The organism is Novosphingobium silvae, from assembly GCF_009856825.1.
Classification (GTDB): domain Bacteria; phylum Pseudomonadota; class Alphaproteobacteria; order Sphingomonadales; family Sphingomonadaceae; genus Novosphingobium; species Novosphingobium silvae.
This window is the reverse complement of the sequence record NZ_WVTD01000004.1, coordinates 293,686-309,504: the sequence shown is the minus strand read 5'-3', so window position 1 is coordinate 309,504 and position 15,819 is coordinate 293,686. Positions and strand designations below refer to the sequence as shown.

At 64.2% G+C, this 15,819-nt stretch carries 20 protein-coding genes; 9 read left to right on the top strand and 11 right to left on the bottom strand.

Going from position 1 to position 15,819, the window contains the following annotated elements; translation table 11 throughout:
- Nucleotides 1-20: 20 nt before the first annotated feature.
- Entirely contained in the window at nucleotides 21-512 is a 492-nt protein-coding gene (locus tag GR702_RS08045; protein WP_160985443.1) for an asparaginase domain-containing protein, read from the bottom strand.
- A 58-nt stretch (nucleotides 513-570) separates the two neighbouring features.
- Nucleotides 571-1,545 carry a DNA topoisomerase IB gene (locus GR702_RS08040; protein WP_202408124.1) on the bottom strand — a complete coding sequence of 325 codons (975 nt, stop codon included), beginning with the start codon at nucleotides 1,543-1,545 and terminating at the stop codon, nucleotides 571-573.
- A gap of 134 nt (nucleotides 1,546-1,679) precedes the next feature.
- On the opposite strand from GR702_RS08040, the gene GR702_RS08035 reads away from it, so the two are divergent.
- A complete protein-coding gene (locus GR702_RS08035) occupies nucleotides 1,680-2,162 on the top strand; it encodes a hemerythrin domain-containing protein (protein ID WP_160985442.1) in 483 nt (160 codons plus the stop codon).
- A 107-nt stretch (nucleotides 2,163-2,269) separates the two neighbouring features.
- Nucleotides 2,270-2,734, top strand: a complete 465-nt coding sequence (locus GR702_RS08030) for a pyridoxamine 5'-phosphate oxidase family protein (protein ID WP_160985441.1) — start codon at nucleotides 2,270-2,272, stop codon at nucleotides 2,732-2,734.
- Nucleotides 2,735-2,795: 61 nt separating this feature from the next.
- Here GR702_RS08030 and GR702_RS08025 read toward each other — a convergent pair whose 3' ends face one another.
- The 3 genes from GR702_RS08025 to GR702_RS08015 form a co-directional block, all read right to left on the bottom strand.
- The gene (locus GR702_RS08025; protein ID WP_160985440.1) at nucleotides 2,796-3,065 is read right to left on the bottom strand and encodes a hypothetical protein; all 270 of its coding nucleotides are present in this window, start codon (nucleotides 3,063-3,065) and stop codon (nucleotides 2,796-2,798) included.
- A 73-nt stretch (nucleotides 3,066-3,138) separates the two neighbouring features.
- Nucleotides 3,139-3,576: a response regulator gene (locus GR702_RS08020; RefSeq protein WP_160985439.1), complete on the bottom strand. Its 438-nt coding sequence runs from the start codon at nucleotides 3,574-3,576 to the stop codon at nucleotides 3,139-3,141.
- A 35-nt stretch (nucleotides 3,577-3,611) separates the two neighbouring features.
- On the bottom strand, nucleotides 3,612-4,277 hold the full coding sequence (locus GR702_RS08015; protein ID WP_202408123.1) for a sigma-70 family RNA polymerase sigma factor: 666 nt from the start codon (nucleotides 4,275-4,277) through the stop codon (nucleotides 3,612-3,614).
- A 418-nt stretch (nucleotides 4,278-4,695) separates the two neighbouring features.
- Between GR702_RS08015 and GR702_RS08010 the strand changes: the two genes are divergently transcribed.
- Complete coding sequence (locus tag GR702_RS08010) at nucleotides 4,696-5,487, top strand: response regulator (protein WP_160985438.1); 792 nt, start codon at nucleotides 4,696-4,698, stop codon at nucleotides 5,485-5,487.
- A gap of 190 nt (nucleotides 5,488-5,677) precedes the next feature.
- Here GR702_RS08010 and GR702_RS08005 read toward each other — a convergent pair whose 3' ends face one another.
- Nucleotides 5,678-7,339, bottom strand: coding sequence for a CHASE domain-containing protein (locus GR702_RS08005; RefSeq protein WP_160985437.1), 1,662 nt, complete (start codon nucleotides 7,337-7,339; stop codon nucleotides 5,678-5,680).
- A 263-nt stretch (nucleotides 7,340-7,602) separates the two neighbouring features.
- Here GR702_RS08005 and GR702_RS08000 point away from each other — a divergent pair, with 263 nt between their 5' ends.
- Nucleotides 7,603-7,788, top strand: coding sequence for a NepR family anti-sigma factor (locus tag GR702_RS08000; protein WP_237449604.1), 186 nt, complete (start codon nucleotides 7,603-7,605; stop codon nucleotides 7,786-7,788).
- Nucleotides 7,781-8,323, top strand: coding sequence for a sigma-70 family RNA polymerase sigma factor (locus GR702_RS07995; RefSeq protein ID WP_160985436.1), 543 nt, complete (start codon nucleotides 7,781-7,783; stop codon nucleotides 8,321-8,323). The genes GR702_RS08000 and GR702_RS07995 overlap by 8 nt, the downstream gene beginning before the upstream one ends.
- A gap of 137 nt (nucleotides 8,324-8,460) precedes the next feature.
- Here GR702_RS07995 and GR702_RS07990 read toward each other — a convergent pair whose 3' ends face one another.
- The 3 genes from GR702_RS07990 to GR702_RS07980 form a co-directional block, all read right to left on the bottom strand.
- A complete protein-coding gene (locus GR702_RS07990; protein WP_160985435.1) occupies nucleotides 8,461-9,063 on the bottom strand; it encodes a superoxide dismutase in 603 nt (200 codons plus the stop codon).
- A gap of 312 nt (nucleotides 9,064-9,375) precedes the next feature.
- Complete coding sequence (locus tag GR702_RS07985) at nucleotides 9,376-9,660, bottom strand: hypothetical protein (protein WP_160985434.1); 285 nt, start codon at nucleotides 9,658-9,660, stop codon at nucleotides 9,376-9,378.
- Between the two features lie 102 nt (nucleotides 9,661-9,762).
- Nucleotides 9,763-10,032 carry a GlsB/YeaQ/YmgE family stress response membrane protein gene (locus tag GR702_RS07980; RefSeq protein WP_160985433.1) on the bottom strand — a complete coding sequence of 90 codons (270 nt, stop codon included), beginning with the start codon at nucleotides 10,030-10,032 and terminating at the stop codon, nucleotides 9,763-9,765.
- A gap of 258 nt (nucleotides 10,033-10,290) precedes the next feature.
- Between GR702_RS07980 and GR702_RS07975 the strand changes: the two genes are divergently transcribed.
- From GR702_RS07975 to GR702_RS07960, 4 genes are all read left to right on the top strand, one after another.
- Nucleotides 10,291-11,034, top strand: a complete 744-nt coding sequence (locus tag GR702_RS07975) for an energy transducer TonB (RefSeq protein ID WP_160985432.1) — start codon at nucleotides 10,291-10,293, stop codon at nucleotides 11,032-11,034.
- Between the two features lie 125 nt (nucleotides 11,035-11,159).
- Nucleotides 11,160-11,618: an RrF2 family transcriptional regulator gene (locus GR702_RS07970; protein ID WP_160985431.1), complete on the top strand. Its 459-nt coding sequence runs from the start codon at nucleotides 11,160-11,162 to the stop codon at nucleotides 11,616-11,618.
- A 125-nt stretch (nucleotides 11,619-11,743) separates the two neighbouring features.
- Nucleotides 11,744-11,920, top strand: coding sequence for a YezD family protein (locus tag GR702_RS07965; RefSeq protein ID WP_160985430.1), 177 nt, complete (start codon nucleotides 11,744-11,746; stop codon nucleotides 11,918-11,920).
- Nucleotides 11,921-12,060: 140 nt separating this feature from the next.
- On the top strand, nucleotides 12,061-12,837 hold the full coding sequence (locus tag GR702_RS07960) for a sulfite exporter TauE/SafE family protein (RefSeq protein ID WP_160985429.1): 777 nt from the start codon (nucleotides 12,061-12,063) through the stop codon (nucleotides 12,835-12,837).
- Between the two features lie 36 nt (nucleotides 12,838-12,873).
- Here GR702_RS07960 and GR702_RS07955 read toward each other — a convergent pair whose 3' ends face one another.
- The gene (locus tag GR702_RS07955; protein WP_160985428.1) at nucleotides 12,874-13,374 is read right to left on the bottom strand and encodes a Csu type fimbrial protein; all 501 of its coding nucleotides are present in this window, start codon (nucleotides 13,372-13,374) and stop codon (nucleotides 12,874-12,876) included.
- A complete protein-coding gene (locus GR702_RS07950; protein WP_160985427.1) occupies nucleotides 13,371-15,812 on the bottom strand; it encodes a fimbria/pilus outer membrane usher protein in 2,442 nt (813 codons plus the stop codon). The genes GR702_RS07955 and GR702_RS07950 overlap by 4 nt, the downstream gene beginning before the upstream one ends.
- Between the last annotated feature and the right edge of the window lie 7 nt (nucleotides 15,813-15,819).

Below are 15,819 nucleotides of genomic sequence, written 5' to 3'. Positions count from 1 at the left end.
TCCGGCAACCATTGCAGTAGTTAACGAGCGACGAACTTCCCGGCTTCGCGATCCTTGCGAACCTTCAGGCCGTCGAACACCGAACCGCTCATGGTGATCCAGACGCCGGGGCGGGCGGACTGGCAGCAGGCGAATGCCATGCCCAGATTGAACGCGGCGTCGCTCTCGGCGAAGCGGGCGGGCGCCAGCGCTCCGCAGAGCACCACGGTCTTGCCCTCGATATGTTCGATGGCGGCTGCGGTTTCCGTCATCGTGTCGGTTCCATGCGTGATCACGACATGGCTTTCCGGCGCGCCCGCGATGGTCGCTGCGATGAGGGCGCGGTCCTCGTCGGTGAAGTCCAGGCTGTCCTTGCGCAGCAACTCGACGACGCGGAAAGGGTGGGCCACACGCGCCGTCTCGAGAAGCCGGGGGATCACGCTTTCAACGATCTGATACTCGCTCAGCGCGTCGAAATACTGCTTGTCGATGGTGCCACCGGTGGTGATGACGAGGATGGGAGAAAGGCTCATGGTGCCGCTTTAGAGCGAGTGCCCGATCTTTCCAACAGGGCGTTCATGCGGCGGTCCTTCAAGCCTCGAGGAAGTGCAGCAGCCCTCGCTCTTCCCTGCTCATCCAGCGGGTGGCGCGCGGCAGCCGGTCGGGAATGCCGAGCGCGCCGGGATCTCCTTTCGCGGCTGCGATCACCGCTGGGTGGACGTAGGACTTGCGAGCGATCGCGGGCGTATTGCCAAGGCGCTGCGACACTTCCTCCAACAACGTGCGCAGCGACAATCCCGGCTGGGAATGCAGCAGCGAGAAGCCCAGCGTCGTCGCCGTCCATGTGCGGAAGTGCTTGGCCGTGAAGCCCTGCCCCATGGTTTCGGCCAAGTATTCGTTCACGTCATGGCTGTGGACCGGAACTGCATCGCCCTCATCATCGAGGTACTGGAAGAGGTGCTGGCCGGGGAGGTCCTGCATCTTGCGCACGCATCGCACCAGCGCGGGATCGTCGCAGGCGATTTCCTGCTGCTTGCCCGACTTGCCCTTGAAGCGCAGCCTCAGCGTCCCCCGCTCGATCTTGGCATGGCGGTTGCGCAGCGTGGTGGCGCCGAAGCTCTTGTTGGTCTTGGCGTAGCATTCGTTCCCCACGCGGATCGCGCCGGTATCGAGCAGGGCGACGACCGAGGCGATCGCACGATCGCGCACCAGCTTGCGCCCGGCTATGTCGCTGGCCACCCGCTTGCGCAGCGCGGGCAGCGCTTCCCCGAAGCGGGCGCACAGATCGAACTTCATGGCCTCGCGGCTTTCGCGCCAGTTCGGGTGATAGCGGTACTGCTTGCGCCCTCTCGCATCGTATCCCGTTGCGAGGAGGTGGACGTCCGGATCGGGCGAGTACCAGCATTTCTCGTAGGCAGGCGGGAGCGCGATCCGGTTCAACCGGTCGATCTCGTCACGCTCGGTGATCCGCTCGCCACCGACATCGAAGTAGGCCCACTTGTTGCCGCGCACGAGCTTCCGGGTGATGCCCGGAACGGTATCGTCGGCGAATTTGAGTTGCGACATCAGTTTGGGCTTTCCCGTCAGACCCTTGCTTATCCTGAACGCGCAAGGTGGCGGGAAGTTGTCGGATCGCTGCGGAAACCCGATGCTTCGCGGACAGTTCCTGCTGCAAAGAAACGACAGCGCAGGAGTTCACCATGGCAGAAGCACGGATATTCCAGGACCTCAAGGCCGACCACGACAGGCAGCGGGTGATGCTCGAAGAGATCGGCGAAACTTCGGGCGAAGGCGAACAGCGCAGCGCGCTTTTCGACAAGCTGCGCAAGGAGCTGCAGGCCCATGCCGCAGCGGAAGAGGAATCACTCTACGCGACCATGCTCGCCTGCCCCGACCTGCGCGACGAAGCGCGCCACTCGGTCTCCGAGCACAAGGAAGTCGACGACTATCTCGGCGAACTCGTCGAACTGGACATCACCTCGTCGGAGTGGCTCGCGAAGTTCAAGGAAATGCGTCACCGCTACCTCCACCATATCGACGAGGAGGAGGAAGAGATGTTCCCCTCTGCCGCCGAAACCCTTTCGGACGATGCGGAAGCGCGCCTCGCGGAAGTGTTCGAGAGGCGCAAGCCCAGGGAACTGGAGATCGCCGAGAAGCAGCTACCGGGCGACGCGCGAGAATGATCCGGCGCAACGGCCCGGCTCGTCCAAAGCGACGGGCTGGCCGTTGCATGGAACGGTCGCGCAGCAAGGCGCGTTGATCCCCCGAACCTAAACCCAGGAGAAGAGCCATGGACAAGGACATCCGCGAGACTTTCTGGAAAGCTTTCCAGACCAGTCCCTTCATCATGATCAAGCTGGACGGCGCCCCTGGCCACGCCGAGCCGATGACGGCCCAGCTCGACAAGGAGGCCCATCATGCGATCTGGTTCTTCGCCAAGCGCGACAATCGCATCGCGCCAGGCGGCAAGGCCATGGGTCAGGTCATGACCAAGGGACATGACGTATTTGCCTGCATCTCGGGCACGCTGGTGGAGGAAACCGACAGGTCCATCCGCGAGAAGCAGTGGAACAATGCCGTGGAAGCCTGGTTCCCCGGCGGCAAGGACGACCCGTCCGTGCTGATGCTGCGCTTCGATATCGAAGATGGCGAGGTCTGGACGTCCGATCTTGGGCTCAAGGGAGCGTTCAAGCTGCTGACCGGAACGCCGATCGGCGCCGACGAGTCAGGCGAACATGCTCTCGGCCCTGTATAATCCAGCCGGTTGGTAGCAGCCGTGAAGAGGGCGCGCCGGCTTCCACCGGCGCGCCCCTTCGCTATGAGGTGACTTGCTTCCGGTGCTTGGAGAGAAGGTATCGCCACACGCCAACGCAATTGATCACGAAAAGCGCGACGTTCTGCAGGCCGATCCCCTGCGCCTTCTCATCAAGGAAGCCCCACGCCATCAGCGCGATGGAGCTCGTGACGAAAATCACGAAGCCGAAGCCGGTCCAGCGCCGACCAAGGTCCAGTGAAACGATAAGCGCCGCCACGGTTCCCGCAGCGGCGCCATAGTATTGAAGGGATTGCAGGAGCGTTTCGTTCATCTAGCGTCCGTTCCTTGCCAGGCAGTCCGAAGAGCGCCTGGTTCTTTTCAGGGAAGCGCTCTGCTTCGTGCGCCTAGTCGTCGACGCGGGAGGCGACCTGCTGGCGCACCGCTTCCAGTTCCGCCGGCCGCTCGCCGGAAGCACCATCGCAGAGTGCATAGGCAATCGCGGAAAGGATCGTCTGCCGCGTGAACGGCTTCTGGACGATGCCCAAGGCCGTGGCCGCAGGCTCGTCGATCTGCCCGGGGTTCGCCGTCACGTAGATGATGCGGGCCCCGTAACGCTCGGAAAGATCACGCGCGATTGCGGGACCGGTCAACCCGTCGCGGAGGTTCAGATCGACAAGGGCAACGTCCGGCACCTGCACAAGGCTGCCGAGGCTTTGCGCATCAGGTACGATGCCGACAACCTCGTGCCCGCCATCTGCGAGGATGTCTTCGAGTTGTAGCGCCACCAGAAATTCATCCTCGACGATGAGGATCTTCCCGGCGCTCGGCAGCGTCGCACCCAAAGCACGAAATTCCTTTGTACTGGACGTAGATGCGATCAGGCGGCGGCGAGCAGGCGACCCTGGTCGGCATTGGCAACCTTCACCAGTTCGGCGAAGAAAGCATCGATAGCCTCGCCACCGAGAACGAAGTTGTGCCGGAAGTCCGGAAGCTGGCCGGATTCGATGATCTTCGAAAGCATCGCACGGGCCCGGCAGATGCGGCTCTTCACCGTTCCCAGCGCGATCCCGCAGATGTCGGCGATCTCTTCATAGGAGAGATTGCCGGCAGCAACCAGCACCAGCGCTTCGCGATAGCTTTCCGGGATGGCCGTGAGCGCGCGAAGGACGTCGGCGAGTTCAACCGCGCTTTCCTGGCTTGCTTCGGCACGCAGGATCCGCTCGGCCGCAAGCTCGTCATACTCGCCATGAAAGCGAGCGCGGCGGGCTTCGGAATAGAAGTGGTTGCGAAGGATCGTGAACGTCCATGCCTTGAAGTTGGTGCCGGCGGCGTAGCGCTCGCGAGCGGCCCATGCGCGCAGCATGGCTTCCTGGGCAAGATCGTCGGCGCGGTCACGGCAGCCGCAAAGGCCGCGAGCGAAGGCACGCAGATGCGGCGCGACCTCTGAGAGAGCGCGCTTGAAGTCCCGGTCACTCAGCGCGACCTTGGGCTGGTCCAGGACCTCTGTTTTCGCGTCGATGCTAGCTTCGAGCGTCGTCGACATGGCGTTACCCTCCATTGAAACCTGTCAAGAACCCAAACGTCAATGCGCCGAAGAAAGTTCCCGCACCGCGACATTTCGTCCCGGCTACGATCCGGAACATCGCACCAGAATGCCGATGCACGCACCGTTCGGGAACATTCCCGATGCCAAAACTTTGAGGCCTCCGCTCACAAGTTGTGAACAGAGGCCTCGGGATCGGGTCACCACCGGTTTGCGGGGGGGGTGGGGGAGCCAGTGGTGACAATGTGGGAACGTGACGGCCCTTCGTTGGTTCCCCGGATTGCGATCCACCGCAAAAAATTTTCCGGTTGCCCTATCTGCCATGCGGAGTCAGACAAACGACATCGGCCCGCTGGCGCAAGGGCGCCCATCGTCTTGCAATCGGGAATGATATCCCAAAAAGGCCTGAGGAACATGAATGTCCGTCTCTGACCAGATCGCCATCCAGCTGCCCTACCTGCGCCGCTATGCGCGCGCCCTCACGGGTTCGCAGCATTCGGGTGACGCCTATGTCCGCGCCACCCTGGAAGCCGCGCTCGCCGACCGTTCGCTGCGCGAGGCGATCGCACGCAGCCGCGCGGCACTCTACGGTGCCTTCACCCGCATCTGGGCCACCGGCCATGTGGAGGAGGCCAGCGCCCCTTCCACAGGCGGCCACGAACAGGCTGCGCAGGAACGCCTCGCCACGATCGCACCGACGCACCGGCAGGCCTTGCTTCTGACCACCGTCGAGGAGTTCTCACGCGAGGAGACCGCGCAGATTCTTGGCTACACTGTCGAGGAAGTCGATGGGCTGGTTGCGCAGGCTATTGCGGAGATCGAAGGCGAAAGCGCAACCCAGGTCCTCATCATCGAGGATGAGCCGCTGATCTCGATGCAGCTTGAAGGGCTCGTGAGCGACCTTGGCCACACCGTGGTCGGTACCGCCGCCACTCACGCGCAGGCTCTGGATATCTTCGAGAAAAATCCCGCAGGGCTTGTGCTCGCCGACATCCAGCTCGCCGACGGGAGCTCGGGCATCGACGCGGTGGAGGACCTGCAGAAGTTCGGGAGCGTACCGGTGATCTTCATCACCGCCTATCCGGAACGCCTGCTGACCGGCGAGCGCCCGGAGCCGACCTACCTCGTCACCAAGCCCTTCCAGGAAGCCACTGTTCGCGCCGCGATCAGCCAGGCCCTCTTCTTCAACTCGAGCAAGCCGCTCGGCTGAGGCTGGATACGAGCCTAAAGAACGGCGCCGCCACGCAGGTTCGTGGCGGCGCCGTTCGCTTGTGCGGCTCTCACACCGCTGAGAGCTTCGTAGTGCTGGTGGGGGATACAGGGGCCGGGTGCGGTCACGCCCTTTCCACCACGATGGACCGTAAAATCCTCTCGAGACGCCGCCTTCGTCTTCGTGAACGCTACCGGCTTTCGTTCCGCAGAACAAATTCCCGAGAGGCGCGCACCGGCACCTTGAGACGGCATTCGACGCCGCCCGGGTTGAACCTGAGGTCGACTTCCGACTTGAGTTCGTGCGCCACGATTTTCTCGATCAGGTCACGTCCGAAGCCGCGCTTGGTGGGCGGGATCACTGGCGGGCCACCCTCCTCGCGCCAGTGGATCTCCGCCAGCTCGGGGGACAGCAACGTCCATTCGACGTAGATGCGCCCCTCGATCGTGCTGAGCGCGCCATACTTCGCCGCGTTCGTCGCCAGTTCGTGGATGGCCAGGCCCAACGACATCGCGTCGTTCGGCGCAAGCTTGATCGAGGGGCCCGACATGGTGACGTGGCTTTCGTGCCCTTCCATGTAGGGCGCCAGTTCGGACTGCACGATGTCTCCGAGCGCTGCATTCCCCCAGTTCGATTGCGAAAGAAGGTCGTGGGTTGCCGAAAGGGCACGGATGCGCGCGGTCAGGCTGTCGGTGAAGTCATCGATGCTCGTCGAGCGGCGACGGGTGAGCGCGGCGATCGACAGGACATTCGCCAAGGTATTCTTCACACGGTGATTGAGCTCGCGCGTCAGTGAATTGCGGATCGACGCCTGGCTGGTGAGCCATTCGAGCACGATGCGGTCTTCAGCCGCCCGCTTGGTGATGAGACGGCCGATGGCCATCACCATGAGCGAGGCAAGAGCCCCGAAGAACAGGGTGATCCGCGAAAGCGGGGAAAGCATGCCGACTTTCCGGTCGCTGACTTCGACCACCCAAACCTGCCCCGCTACGTCGATCTTCCGGGTAAGCGCAGGTCCTGTCAGGCTGTCACCGCGCTGCTCCGCCAGCAGGGTGTCCGGGCCGACGCGTTCGTCATAGATCGCTACGTCGATGCTGTCGTTGCTGTAGAGTTCGCTTGCCGAGGACAGGAATGTCTGGGCGCGGAATGGGCTATAGACGAACCCCTTCACGCCCCGCCCGCGACCACGATCCCCGAACACCGGCATGTAGATCAGGAATCCGGCGGCGGTTGGCGCGTCGTCGTCCTGAACGAGATGCACCATTCCCGTCGCTGCGGGGCCGCGCCTCTTCGCTGCCCGGATCATTGCCTTGCGGCGTGCCGGGTCGGAGAACATGTCGAAACCTATCGCGCGTTGATTGGGGAGCGACTGGGGTTGCAGGAAGACGACAGGCGCCACCTGCTTCTGCCCGGGGCCGGGCCGGGGCATGACATAGAAATAGTAGTCACCCGCCGACTGCTTGGCGAACTCGAACTGGTCGAGCCGCGCCACCGGCAGCAGCGGAGCCCATCCCATGCCCATCGAGCCGTAGAGCGTGCCGTCGCCCTGAAGGTCCTGCGCAAACTCGGTGAACTGCTCGGACGTGACTTCGCCCTGCGTCGAAAACAACGCGCTTCCGGCACGCAGGAGCGCGATGTTCTCGGTGACCCGGCGCTGGAGGGCGGATGATATTTCGGTGAGGTTGCGGTCGAGTTCAACGGCGCGCGTCTGCTTGCCCGCCCGCTCGATCGCCATGACGGACACCGCCGTCGTGACGCTTGCGATGAGGAACAGCAGGAAGGGCCAGCCGCGCGGGTACTTGTGGAACCACGCCTGCTTCTGCACCCTGTCGAGCAGAGCCTGGTCAATCACCCAGCAACTTCCTGTACTCCAGACCCAATTTGGTGCGATCAAGTGCGACGGCACCGATGCATGCTATGCCACAGATCCTGCTGAGGGGAACCATGGTCGGGCTCGATTGTTCCATGAGCAAACGACGTCCCGCTCGGCTTGCAGACAGGACGGAACCCGAGAAGCGCCTGCCCGCAGCAAGCCATGTCGCGGACGAGAAAGCGCACCGGGCTTGACCGTAATCCGGTCTCGAAGCAAGTGTGCAGGGTGAAAGGGAGTTCGTGTTGAGTCAGCCCAATGGACGTGGTGAACCCGGCCGGATGCCGGGCCTTCCGCCGGAAGTCCGCAAGGATGGTGAGCCCGGCTGGGCCGGGGGGTTGAGGAAGCTCTACAACTCCGTAGTGGAAGAACCGCTGCCGGACAGCTTCAAGGATCTCCTGAAGAAGCTGGATGACAGCGACGATGCCTGATCGCGTCAGGCCCTCCCCGGCCGACGAGGGATTTCGCAAGGAACTGCTCTCGGTCCTTCCTCATCTCCGAGCGTTCGCCCGCGGCCTTTCCGGTCGCTCCGATTTTGCGGACGATCTCGTGCAGGAAGCCGCGATCAAGGCCTGGACCGCGCGCGAACGTTACCAGGCGGGAACCAACATGCGGGCGTGGACATTCGCGATCCTGCGCAACCATTACCTGTCGGAACTGCGTCGATCGCGTCGCCAGACCGACCTCGACGAAGGCGCCGCAGAACGCATGCTCGTCATGGAAGCGGACCAGGAAGGGCCGCTTCACCTCGACGACATGGAATCCGCGCTGCAGAAACTGGCACCCGAACGCCGTGAAGCGGTGCTGCTGGTGGGAGCCTCGGGCTTCAGCTACGAGGAAGCGGCGGAGATCGCAGGCTGTCCCATCGGAACCATGAAGAGCCGGGTAGCGCGTGCCCGCGCCGATCTTGCCCGCATCCTCGATGGCGAAGGCTCGGTCGAGGTAAAGGCCCGCAAGGCCGGCTGAGCGCTTCTGTCTTACTTTGCCAAGACAAAGGTAACCGCTTCAAATTAGCGCTCGATATCACGCAAAAATGCAGAAAGCCCCCGCCTCCCCTGTAGGAGAGACGGGGGCTTTCTTGTTTGCCTTGGCAGCGCTCAGGCTCAGCCCGGGTAGACCCAGGCCGTGCCGCGATCGAAGTTGTCCGAAGCAAACTTCCAGTTCAGGATGTTCTCGAGAACCGCCTTCACGTACGCCGGGCGCTTGTTCATCTGGTCGATGTAGTAGGCGTGCTCCCAGACGTCCACGGTCAGCAGAGGCACGACATCGCGCACAAGCGCGCTGTCAGCGTCGTGGGTCGAGATCACCTTGAGCTTGCCGGCTTCGACGACGAGCCACGCCCAGCCGTTCGAGAAGTGGTTGATAGCCTCGTTCGAGAGCGCTTCGAGAAGCGCATCCATCGAACCGAAATCGTTGGTGATGGCGGTCGCCAGGCTCTCGCTGGGCGAGGTCTTCTCCGGCGACAGCGAGTGCCAGTAGAAGCCGTGGTTCCAGGTCTGTGCCGAGTTGTTGAACAACGGGCCGGAGGAGGACTTGGCGATTTCCTCGACGGACTTGCCTTCGTTTTCAGTGCCAGCGATCGCGGCGTTCAGCTTGTCGACGTAGGTCTTGTGGTGAGCGCCGTGATGGATCTCCAGCGTCTTGGCGGAGACATGCGGTTCAAGCGCGTCGTGCGCGTAGGGCAGCGGCATCAGGGCAATGGTCATGGCATGGTTCCTGTTTCAGGTTATCGAAGGCTGAATGATCGAAGCTGTTTGCGGGCAAGCCGGCGCAGGTCCCGCCACCCTTGAGACTTGGGGGCCTATGTCTGTCGAACGGCGAAACAATTCAAGCGTACATGCGCCCCATTTCGCTTTTCGCCAAAATTTCGTGCCTTGTGCACCCGCGTGCACGACTTGCGCACAAACGAAAAAGGATGGCGGGGGTGCCGCCATCCTCTCCCTCGACCGCCGGACACCCTGCAAGGGGAGCGGGCGCCGGTCAGTCAGACCAGTCAGACGCGACCCGAGGGCGCGGCGTCAGTGCTGGTCTTCAACCTCGTCGGCCTTGTTCTCCAGGGAATCGGCCTTGGCCTCGCCAGCCTTTTCGACGGCATCAGCCTGGTTCTCCAGCGCTTCCGACGGAGTACCGCTGGTCATGTCGGCACGCTCTTCGAGCGCATCCGCTGCAGCGTCCGACTGTGCTTCCACCGTATCCGCAGCCTGTTCGGTCGCGTCATCGGCGGGGTCGTTACATGCCGCAAGACCCAGCGAAGCCGCGGCAACGGCGACCATGGCAAGGCGAGGCATCGTGATGGCTTTCATGGCGAGAAGTCCTTTTCCCTGTTGTCGAATGTTCACGCGTGAAGGTCAGGCGGACGCGTAAGCCGCCTCGCGGGGCCCGTTACCGGACCCCGGCCGGGCAGCTTAGCGAACCGAGCCGCGTCGGAAGAGGTTGACGATCGCCAGAAGGACGACCGCGCCGAGGAACGAAGCGAAGAGCGACAGGATGTCGAACGAACCGCTCGTGATGGGCGCCCCGCCGATCAGCGGGGTGATGATGAAGCCTGCGATGAGAGCGCCGACGATGCCGACGACGATGTTCAGGAAGATGCCCTGCTGTGCGTCGGTACGCATGAGGATGGATGCGAGCCAGCCCAGGATGCCGCCGACCAGCAAGATGAGAAGAAGCGTCATTGTACCGTCTCCGTGATGTGCGTGTTGTACGATTAAACGGACATTGTTCGGCAAGGTTCCGCATCATCCAATTCTCCTTTCGCGCGGGCGGACGACGGCGCCTCCAGCCCCTCGCAACTCACGGAAATGTTCGATGAGGAATGCGCCTTATCCCACCCGGACACGCCGCGTGACTGCCGGGCGAACCGGTGCGCGGGCCCCGAGCACGAAACCGGGTATCGCATCGGGAGTTCTCCATGATCGAGGAGACGATAAGAGGTGCACACCCCTGCCCGAACCCGTGCGCTCTCGGCGCTTGCGTCCCTGCTGATCGTGGCAGGCGGGATCGCTGCGCTGGTAGCGGGGCTGGCAGCAAGAATGAGCCCGCAGGAACGCAGGGAAGCCCTCGCGGCGATCGTGCCGCTTCGCGATCCCCCCGAGCAGCTTCCGCAGCGGGAGATACCGGCAAAAGCGGATTCCACCGCTGCAAAAGGGCGCCCCTCTCCTGCCAACCTGCGTAACAAGGCTACGCAAATCGTCGCGCCGCCATCGCGTTTGCCGCCGCTTATCGTTCCCCCTCCGGTCCTCACCGCACCTCGCGCCGGCACCGGCTCCGCCAGCCAGAGCGGCGCGTCAGACCGTCCCGGGACCGGCAATGGCGCTGGCGGCTTTGGTGACGGCGATGGCGGCGGTGGAGATGGCGACGGGGACGGCTATGGCGATGCTGTCACGCGCCCGCGCCAGATCAAGGGCCGCCTGCGCTTCTCGGACCTGCCCCCGGATCTGCGCGAACAAAAGGCAGGCGGCGAGCTCAAGCTGCAGTACCGCATCGGCGTCGATGGCCGGGTGAGCGACTGTCGCATTCTCGTCTCGAGCGGACGGTCGACCCTCGACACAACGACCTGTCGCCTAATCACCGAACGGTTCCGCTTCCGGCCATCGAAGGATGCGCGAGGTAGTCCGGTGCCTTCGATCATGGTCGAGACGCATGGATGGTACTGGCCTCCCGATGAGGCCGAGTAGGGGCCCGGGTAGCACATGCCCTTGTGTCGCTCGTAAAGCGGGGGTGATGCTGCGACGACGGGTTGACGCAAGGCCGCCAACCGGAGCAAGTGGCTCCTGATCTGTCCTTGCGAGAATTGCCGCGAATGCTTTCGCAGAAAACACGATATGCGATTCGGGCCATGCAGCACCTCGCAGACAAGTACGGCCAGGGTCCGATCCCCCTGACGGACATCGCCGAGACGCAGAATATTCCGGCGAAGTTCCTGACCGTCATACTCTCGGAACTCTCCCGCTTCGGCATCGTCGCCTCTCAGCGCGGGAAAGACGGCGGGTATTGGCTTGGCGTGCCCCCGATCGACATCACCTACGGTGATCTCATCCGGGTCATGCGCGGTTCGCTCGCGCTGGTCCCCTGCGCGAGCCGCTTCGCGCACGAGACCTGCAAGAACTGCGTCGAGGAAAAGGACTGCCGCACAAGGGCACTGATGCTACAGGTACGGGACGTGACCGCCGGCCTGCTTGACGGCGTGCGCCTGTCAGACCCGATCGAACTGGTGCCCGCTGCCGAAGGGCTCGAAGCGCCGGACGACGTGCAGGCCTGAGCACCGGCTTTCGAGGGTGAAAGCAAAGCTACACAGCCAGGGCATTGTCAACCTATTCTCTTGAGAATAGAAGGTGCGGGTTATTCCTGCCGGGCACGCGCCCGACCATGCGATAGGAGCAGCGCATGAAGATTTCCCGACCAGCCGATGTACCCACCTCCGAGCATCCGCTGCTGAACGATGGCGTGCAGCACGTCATCGAAGTGCTGCAGCGGCTACGATTCGGTGTGATCCAGTTGACGGTGCACGACGGCAAGCTGATGCAGGTTGATGTCACTGAAAGGCGTCGCTTCGGCAACTGAGTGGGGCATCGCTTGGGCCTTCTCTCCTTTTCAATTTCCTTGCGAGCCAAGCCGATACCCGCCATGCGCTCGTACGTGCGCCGGGATCTGGCACGATCCCCGTCCTGATCCGTTCCAACCCCGCCCCGGGAGGATATTGAATGCTCGATTCGTTGCCGGCCCACATGGCCGACATCGTGCCTTTCATCGCGATCGGCTTCGCCGCACAGATCGTCGACGGCGCACTCGGCATGGCGTTCGGCGTCATCACGCAGACCCTGCTGGTAAGCGTCGTGGGCGTGGCTCCTGCAGCCGCATCGGCAAGCGTCCATCTGGTCGAGCTGTTCACCACCGGTACCTCCGGCCTCAGCCACATCTGGCATCGCAACGTGACCTGGGGCCTGTTCTGGCGGCTGGTGCCGGCCGGGATCATCGGCGGCGTCACCGGCGCCTATGTCCTTTCGAGCATCGACGCCTCGGTCGCCAAGCCGTTCGTCATGCTCTATCTGACCGGCATCGGCATCTATCTGCTCGTTCGCGCGGCCCGGATGGGCAAGCCGAGCTTCCAGGATCCGCGGTACACGGCCCCGCTGGCCCTCGCGGGCGGCTTCCTCGACGCGGCGGGCGGCGGCGGCTGGGGACCTGTCGTGACGTCGAACCTGCTGGTACAGGGCGGCGAGCCGGCCAAGACCATCGGCACCGTCAACACGGCCGAGTTTCTCCTCACCGCATCCATTTCGACCGCTTTCATCGCGACCATCGGCCTTTCCGCGTTCACGCTGGCGACTGTCGGCCTCATTATCGGCGGCGTGGTGGCGGCACCTTTTGGTGCGCTCTTCGCCAAGCGCATCAAGCCGCGCACCCTGCTTGTGGCGGTGTCGATCGTCCTGATCTCGACCAGCCTGTTCAGCGTCTACAAGGCGTGGCCGATCTTCTGAACATGCTTGCCCGGCCGAGACGCGATAGCCTGCGTTTCAGAATGCGAACGTCACTACGATGGAATCGCTGTACGCGCCCGCCCTGGGGAAGCGGCGCGCGGGAATGCGGCCATAGGCCGTCTTGTTGGCGGTAAAGCTCAGCAGGTCTGTGATCGCCATGGTCATCAGCTGGCCACCATTGCTGCCGTTGCCCCATACCGTCGTATGGCTGCTGTCCTGGTAGATGTTGTAATCGAGCCGGGACCCGCCGCTGGCCAGTTGCCGGGCGGCGGCATTCCCCGACGTCCCCGCACTCAGGCTAAGATCGACCGTGGTGTTCATCGCCAGCGTGACCGAAATGCAGTTCGCGGTCACCGTGGCCGTGGCCGTCTTCGCGCTGGAGCTGCCAGGATTGTAGGTCCCGAAGCTGAGCGGAGTGGTGGAGACCGAGCAGATACAGACGGTGCAGCCGGCGGCTGCGGAAGGGCTCGGCGGAAGCAGTCCTCCCGAAAGCGCGAGAAGCGCGGCCGCGCTGCGGATCGTTGCGGCGCGGATCATGGACGAGGCTCCTTACGCGGGATTACGGCATCGGCCAGCTGCGGCTGATGCCGCGCTCCGGCATGGGCGAGAGCCCATTCGCTTTCCGGAATGCAGACGACGGGGGCCGATGCCATCAACCGCGCCTCGCCGGAAAGCTGCGGCACGGCCACGCGGCATGCGCCGTTCGCACCCGTGACCCGCAAGACCATGCCGCCGCCCGCATAGTCCTCGATCCAGACTTCGCCGTCGTAGCCTACGATCCCCGACCCGCCGTTCCACGCGAAGGTCGATCCGGTCTGGACGGGGTTGCCGCGGGGATCGACCAGCCGCAGGCGCGCGCCCAGCCGCTCCGCACTGCCGAAGCCGACGCGCACCGCCTGCCGCCAGCCGGGCGCCACGACTTGGGCCTGCGTGTCGAGCCCCGCCTCGATCGATACCTCGGACGGGTCGATGGCGATGTGGTTCTCGGCGTAAGGCTGCAGGCCGGTGACGATGACCGGCTTGCCCACGCCGGCCTTGCGCGGACGGGGACGGTTCTCGACCATGACCGTGACCGGCGTTTCGCTCGCTACATCGACCAGCGCAAAGCCTTCGTCGATGTGCTGGGTTGCCATGAGTTCGCCATCGATCCGCAGCGCGCCGCCGCGCGCGTTGAACTGTATGCCCTGCCGGCCACGGCGACTTGCCGCATCGACCCGAAGGTCGCCGATCCCGCTGCGATACGCCACTCCGCCTTCGAGCCACGGGGCGCCGTGGTCGATGCCTGCCAGCGCACGCAGCCCAACCCCGGTACCCTCGGGCAGGTTCTGGTCGAAAGTCACTGCCGCGCGGCGCTGCTCGGCGATTGCACTCACATGGCGTCGCGGACCAAGCGGGATCGTCAGCGATCCGAAAAGGCCGAGGCTGCGGCTGTTGCCCCCGTCGAATTCGCCGGCCCTGCGGTCGTGCAGGCGGCGCGTGTACTGGACGCCTGCCGAAAGGTATGCGCCCGCAAGATTGGTCGAATAATAGGCCGAGGCCAGATCGAAACGCGTCGGCGCGTCTCCGCCCACACCCTGGCGCAATCGTGCATAGCTCGCGTTGATGCTGCCCCAGGCGCCCAGCGAAAGCCCGCCGGCGACCACCATCTCGCTGCGTCCACCGCCGTTGAAGCGGCTCTCGCCCACTTGCCGGAACCCTGCGTCGGCACGCTCGTAGCTGGCGCTGATCGTGTAGGCGGGAGTGATCCTCTGCGCGGATGCCCGCACCAGCGTGCCGGTGCCCGCGCGGCCTTGCGAGACAGCGCCCGACACCGACACTTCGCCGAGCGAGGCGAGCACGACGGACCCGCCGAGGCCCGCCATGCGGGTGGCGCCGCTGATCTCCACCCGACCCTCCAGCGTCAGCGAACCGGAGATGCCCCGGCGCAGGCCCGCTGCGGCAAAGACCGGTCCATAGTCGAAACTGTCGTACCCGAAGCCGCGCCGCAGCGCTCCCGCCTCGAACGCGAACTCTGAAAGACCCGGGCGCAGCAGGTTGGGGCTGGCATAGAAGCTGCGCGTCACCTGCCGCACGTTGCCTGCAAGGTCGCGCACGCTCATCGTAACCTGACCGGCGCCGTTCAGGCGCGGCTGCAACGCAAGGTCGAAGGCGCCCGGACCGACGTCCAGCGAGCGGCGGGAGGATTCGGACAGAAGCTCGATCGTAGAAGGCGTGATCGCGCTGCCGGAGATCATCGGCAGTGGATAATTGACGGCTTGGGGATCAAGCGAGAAGTCCGTTCCGAGAAAGAGCCCGCCGTACCGGACCGGCCGGCTCCAGGGAGCCCCGCGACCGACCGCGTCGCCGACGACCAACCGCATCCGGCGCTCCGGAAAGTCGCGGCGCACACTGGTTTCCAGGCGTGATGCGCTCAAGCGCGAGGAACCGCTTCCACCGACAAGGAAGCTGGAAGTCGCCACGCCCCACTCTCCGGAAAAGCCGGTATCCACCAACCCGCTCAACTGCGTGTCGCCGCTCCAGCGTGAAAGCGTCAGATCGTAGGCAAGGAACTGCGCCGGGATTGCAGCAGCGACCGGAACACGCCGGTGGTCAGGTTCCATCGTCAGGCGCGGAAACAGCGACGCATCCGCGGTGACGTGCAAGGTGGCGCCATCATCATCGAGACGGGCGGAAAGCCCCTTCACGTCATCGAGCGGAACATAGCTCTCTCCGTTCAGGACCTGTTCGCCGGGCGCTGCCTGTAGCATCAGGCCCCATGCCTCGAAGTCGCTTCGCCGCACGAACATGCGGCCCTGGCGCAGCACCAGCAGTCCCGGATCGGGCAACATCCGTCCGTTGACGGAGACCCCGACCGGCATTTCATCCACCGCTGCCGCTTCCTGCGCCCTTGCCGGTCCCAGCCCGGGCGCAAGGACGGAAGGGACGGCGAGCACGGCCGCAAGCACGGCCGCCACGCGGGCGTGAGCTAGCGGCATGGAGCGT

What these genes read in the sequence shown, in the direction of transcription:
- GR702_RS07995 (WP_160985436.1), top strand. Translation starts at nt 7,781, where the DNA reads ATGCCTGATCGCGTCAGGCCCTCCCCGGCCGACGAGGGATTTCGCAAG.
- GR702_RS08045 (WP_160985443.1), bottom strand. Translation starts at nt 512, where the DNA reads ATGAGCCTTTCTCCCATCCTCGTCATCACCACCGGTGGCACCATCGAC.
- GR702_RS08030 (WP_160985441.1), top strand. Translation starts at nt 2,270, where the DNA reads ATGGACAAGGACATCCGCGAGACTTTCTGGAAAGCTTTCCAGACCAGT.
- GR702_RS07980 (WP_160985433.1), bottom strand. Translation starts at nt 10,032, where the DNA reads ATGACGCTTCTTCTCATCTTGCTGGTCGGCGGCATCCTGGGCTGGCTC.
- GR702_RS08025 (WP_160985440.1), bottom strand. Translation starts at nt 3,065, where the DNA reads ATGAACGAAACGCTCCTGCAATCCCTTCAATACTATGGCGCCGCTGCG.
- GR702_RS07965 (WP_160985430.1), top strand. Translation starts at nt 11,744, where the DNA reads ATGAAGATTTCCCGACCAGCCGATGTACCCACCTCCGAGCATCCGCTG.
- GR702_RS08010 (WP_160985438.1), top strand. Translation starts at nt 4,696, where the DNA reads ATGTCCGTCTCTGACCAGATCGCCATCCAGCTGCCCTACCTGCGCCGC.
- GR702_RS07985 (WP_160985434.1), bottom strand. Translation starts at nt 9,660, where the DNA reads ATGAAAGCCATCACGATGCCTCGCCTTGCCATGGTCGCCGTTGCCGCG.
- GR702_RS08015 (WP_202408123.1), bottom strand. Translation starts at nt 4,277, where the DNA reads ATGTCGACGACGCTCGAAGCTAGCATCGACGCGAAAACAGAGGTCCTG.
- GR702_RS08040 (WP_202408124.1), bottom strand. Translation starts at nt 1,545, where the DNA reads ATGTCGCAACTCAAATTCGCCGACGATACCGTTCCGGGCATCACCCGG.
- GR702_RS07960 (WP_160985429.1), top strand. Translation starts at nt 12,061, where the DNA reads ATGCTCGATTCGTTGCCGGCCCACATGGCCGACATCGTGCCTTTCATC.
- GR702_RS07950 (WP_160985427.1), bottom strand. Translation starts at nt 15,812, where the DNA reads ATGCCGCTAGCTCACGCCCGCGTGGCGGCCGTGCTTGCGGCCGTGCTC.
- GR702_RS07955 (WP_160985428.1), bottom strand. Translation starts at nt 13,374, where the DNA reads ATGATCCGCGCCGCAACGATCCGCAGCGCGGCCGCGCTTCTCGCGCTT.
- GR702_RS07970 (WP_160985431.1), top strand. Translation starts at nt 11,160, where the DNA reads ATGCTTTCGCAGAAAACACGATATGCGATTCGGGCCATGCAGCACCTC.
- GR702_RS08035 (WP_160985442.1), top strand. Translation starts at nt 1,680, where the DNA reads ATGGCAGAAGCACGGATATTCCAGGACCTCAAGGCCGACCACGACAGG.
- GR702_RS07990 (WP_160985435.1), bottom strand. Translation starts at nt 9,063, where the DNA reads ATGACCATTGCCCTGATGCCGCTGCCCTACGCGCACGACGCGCTTGAA.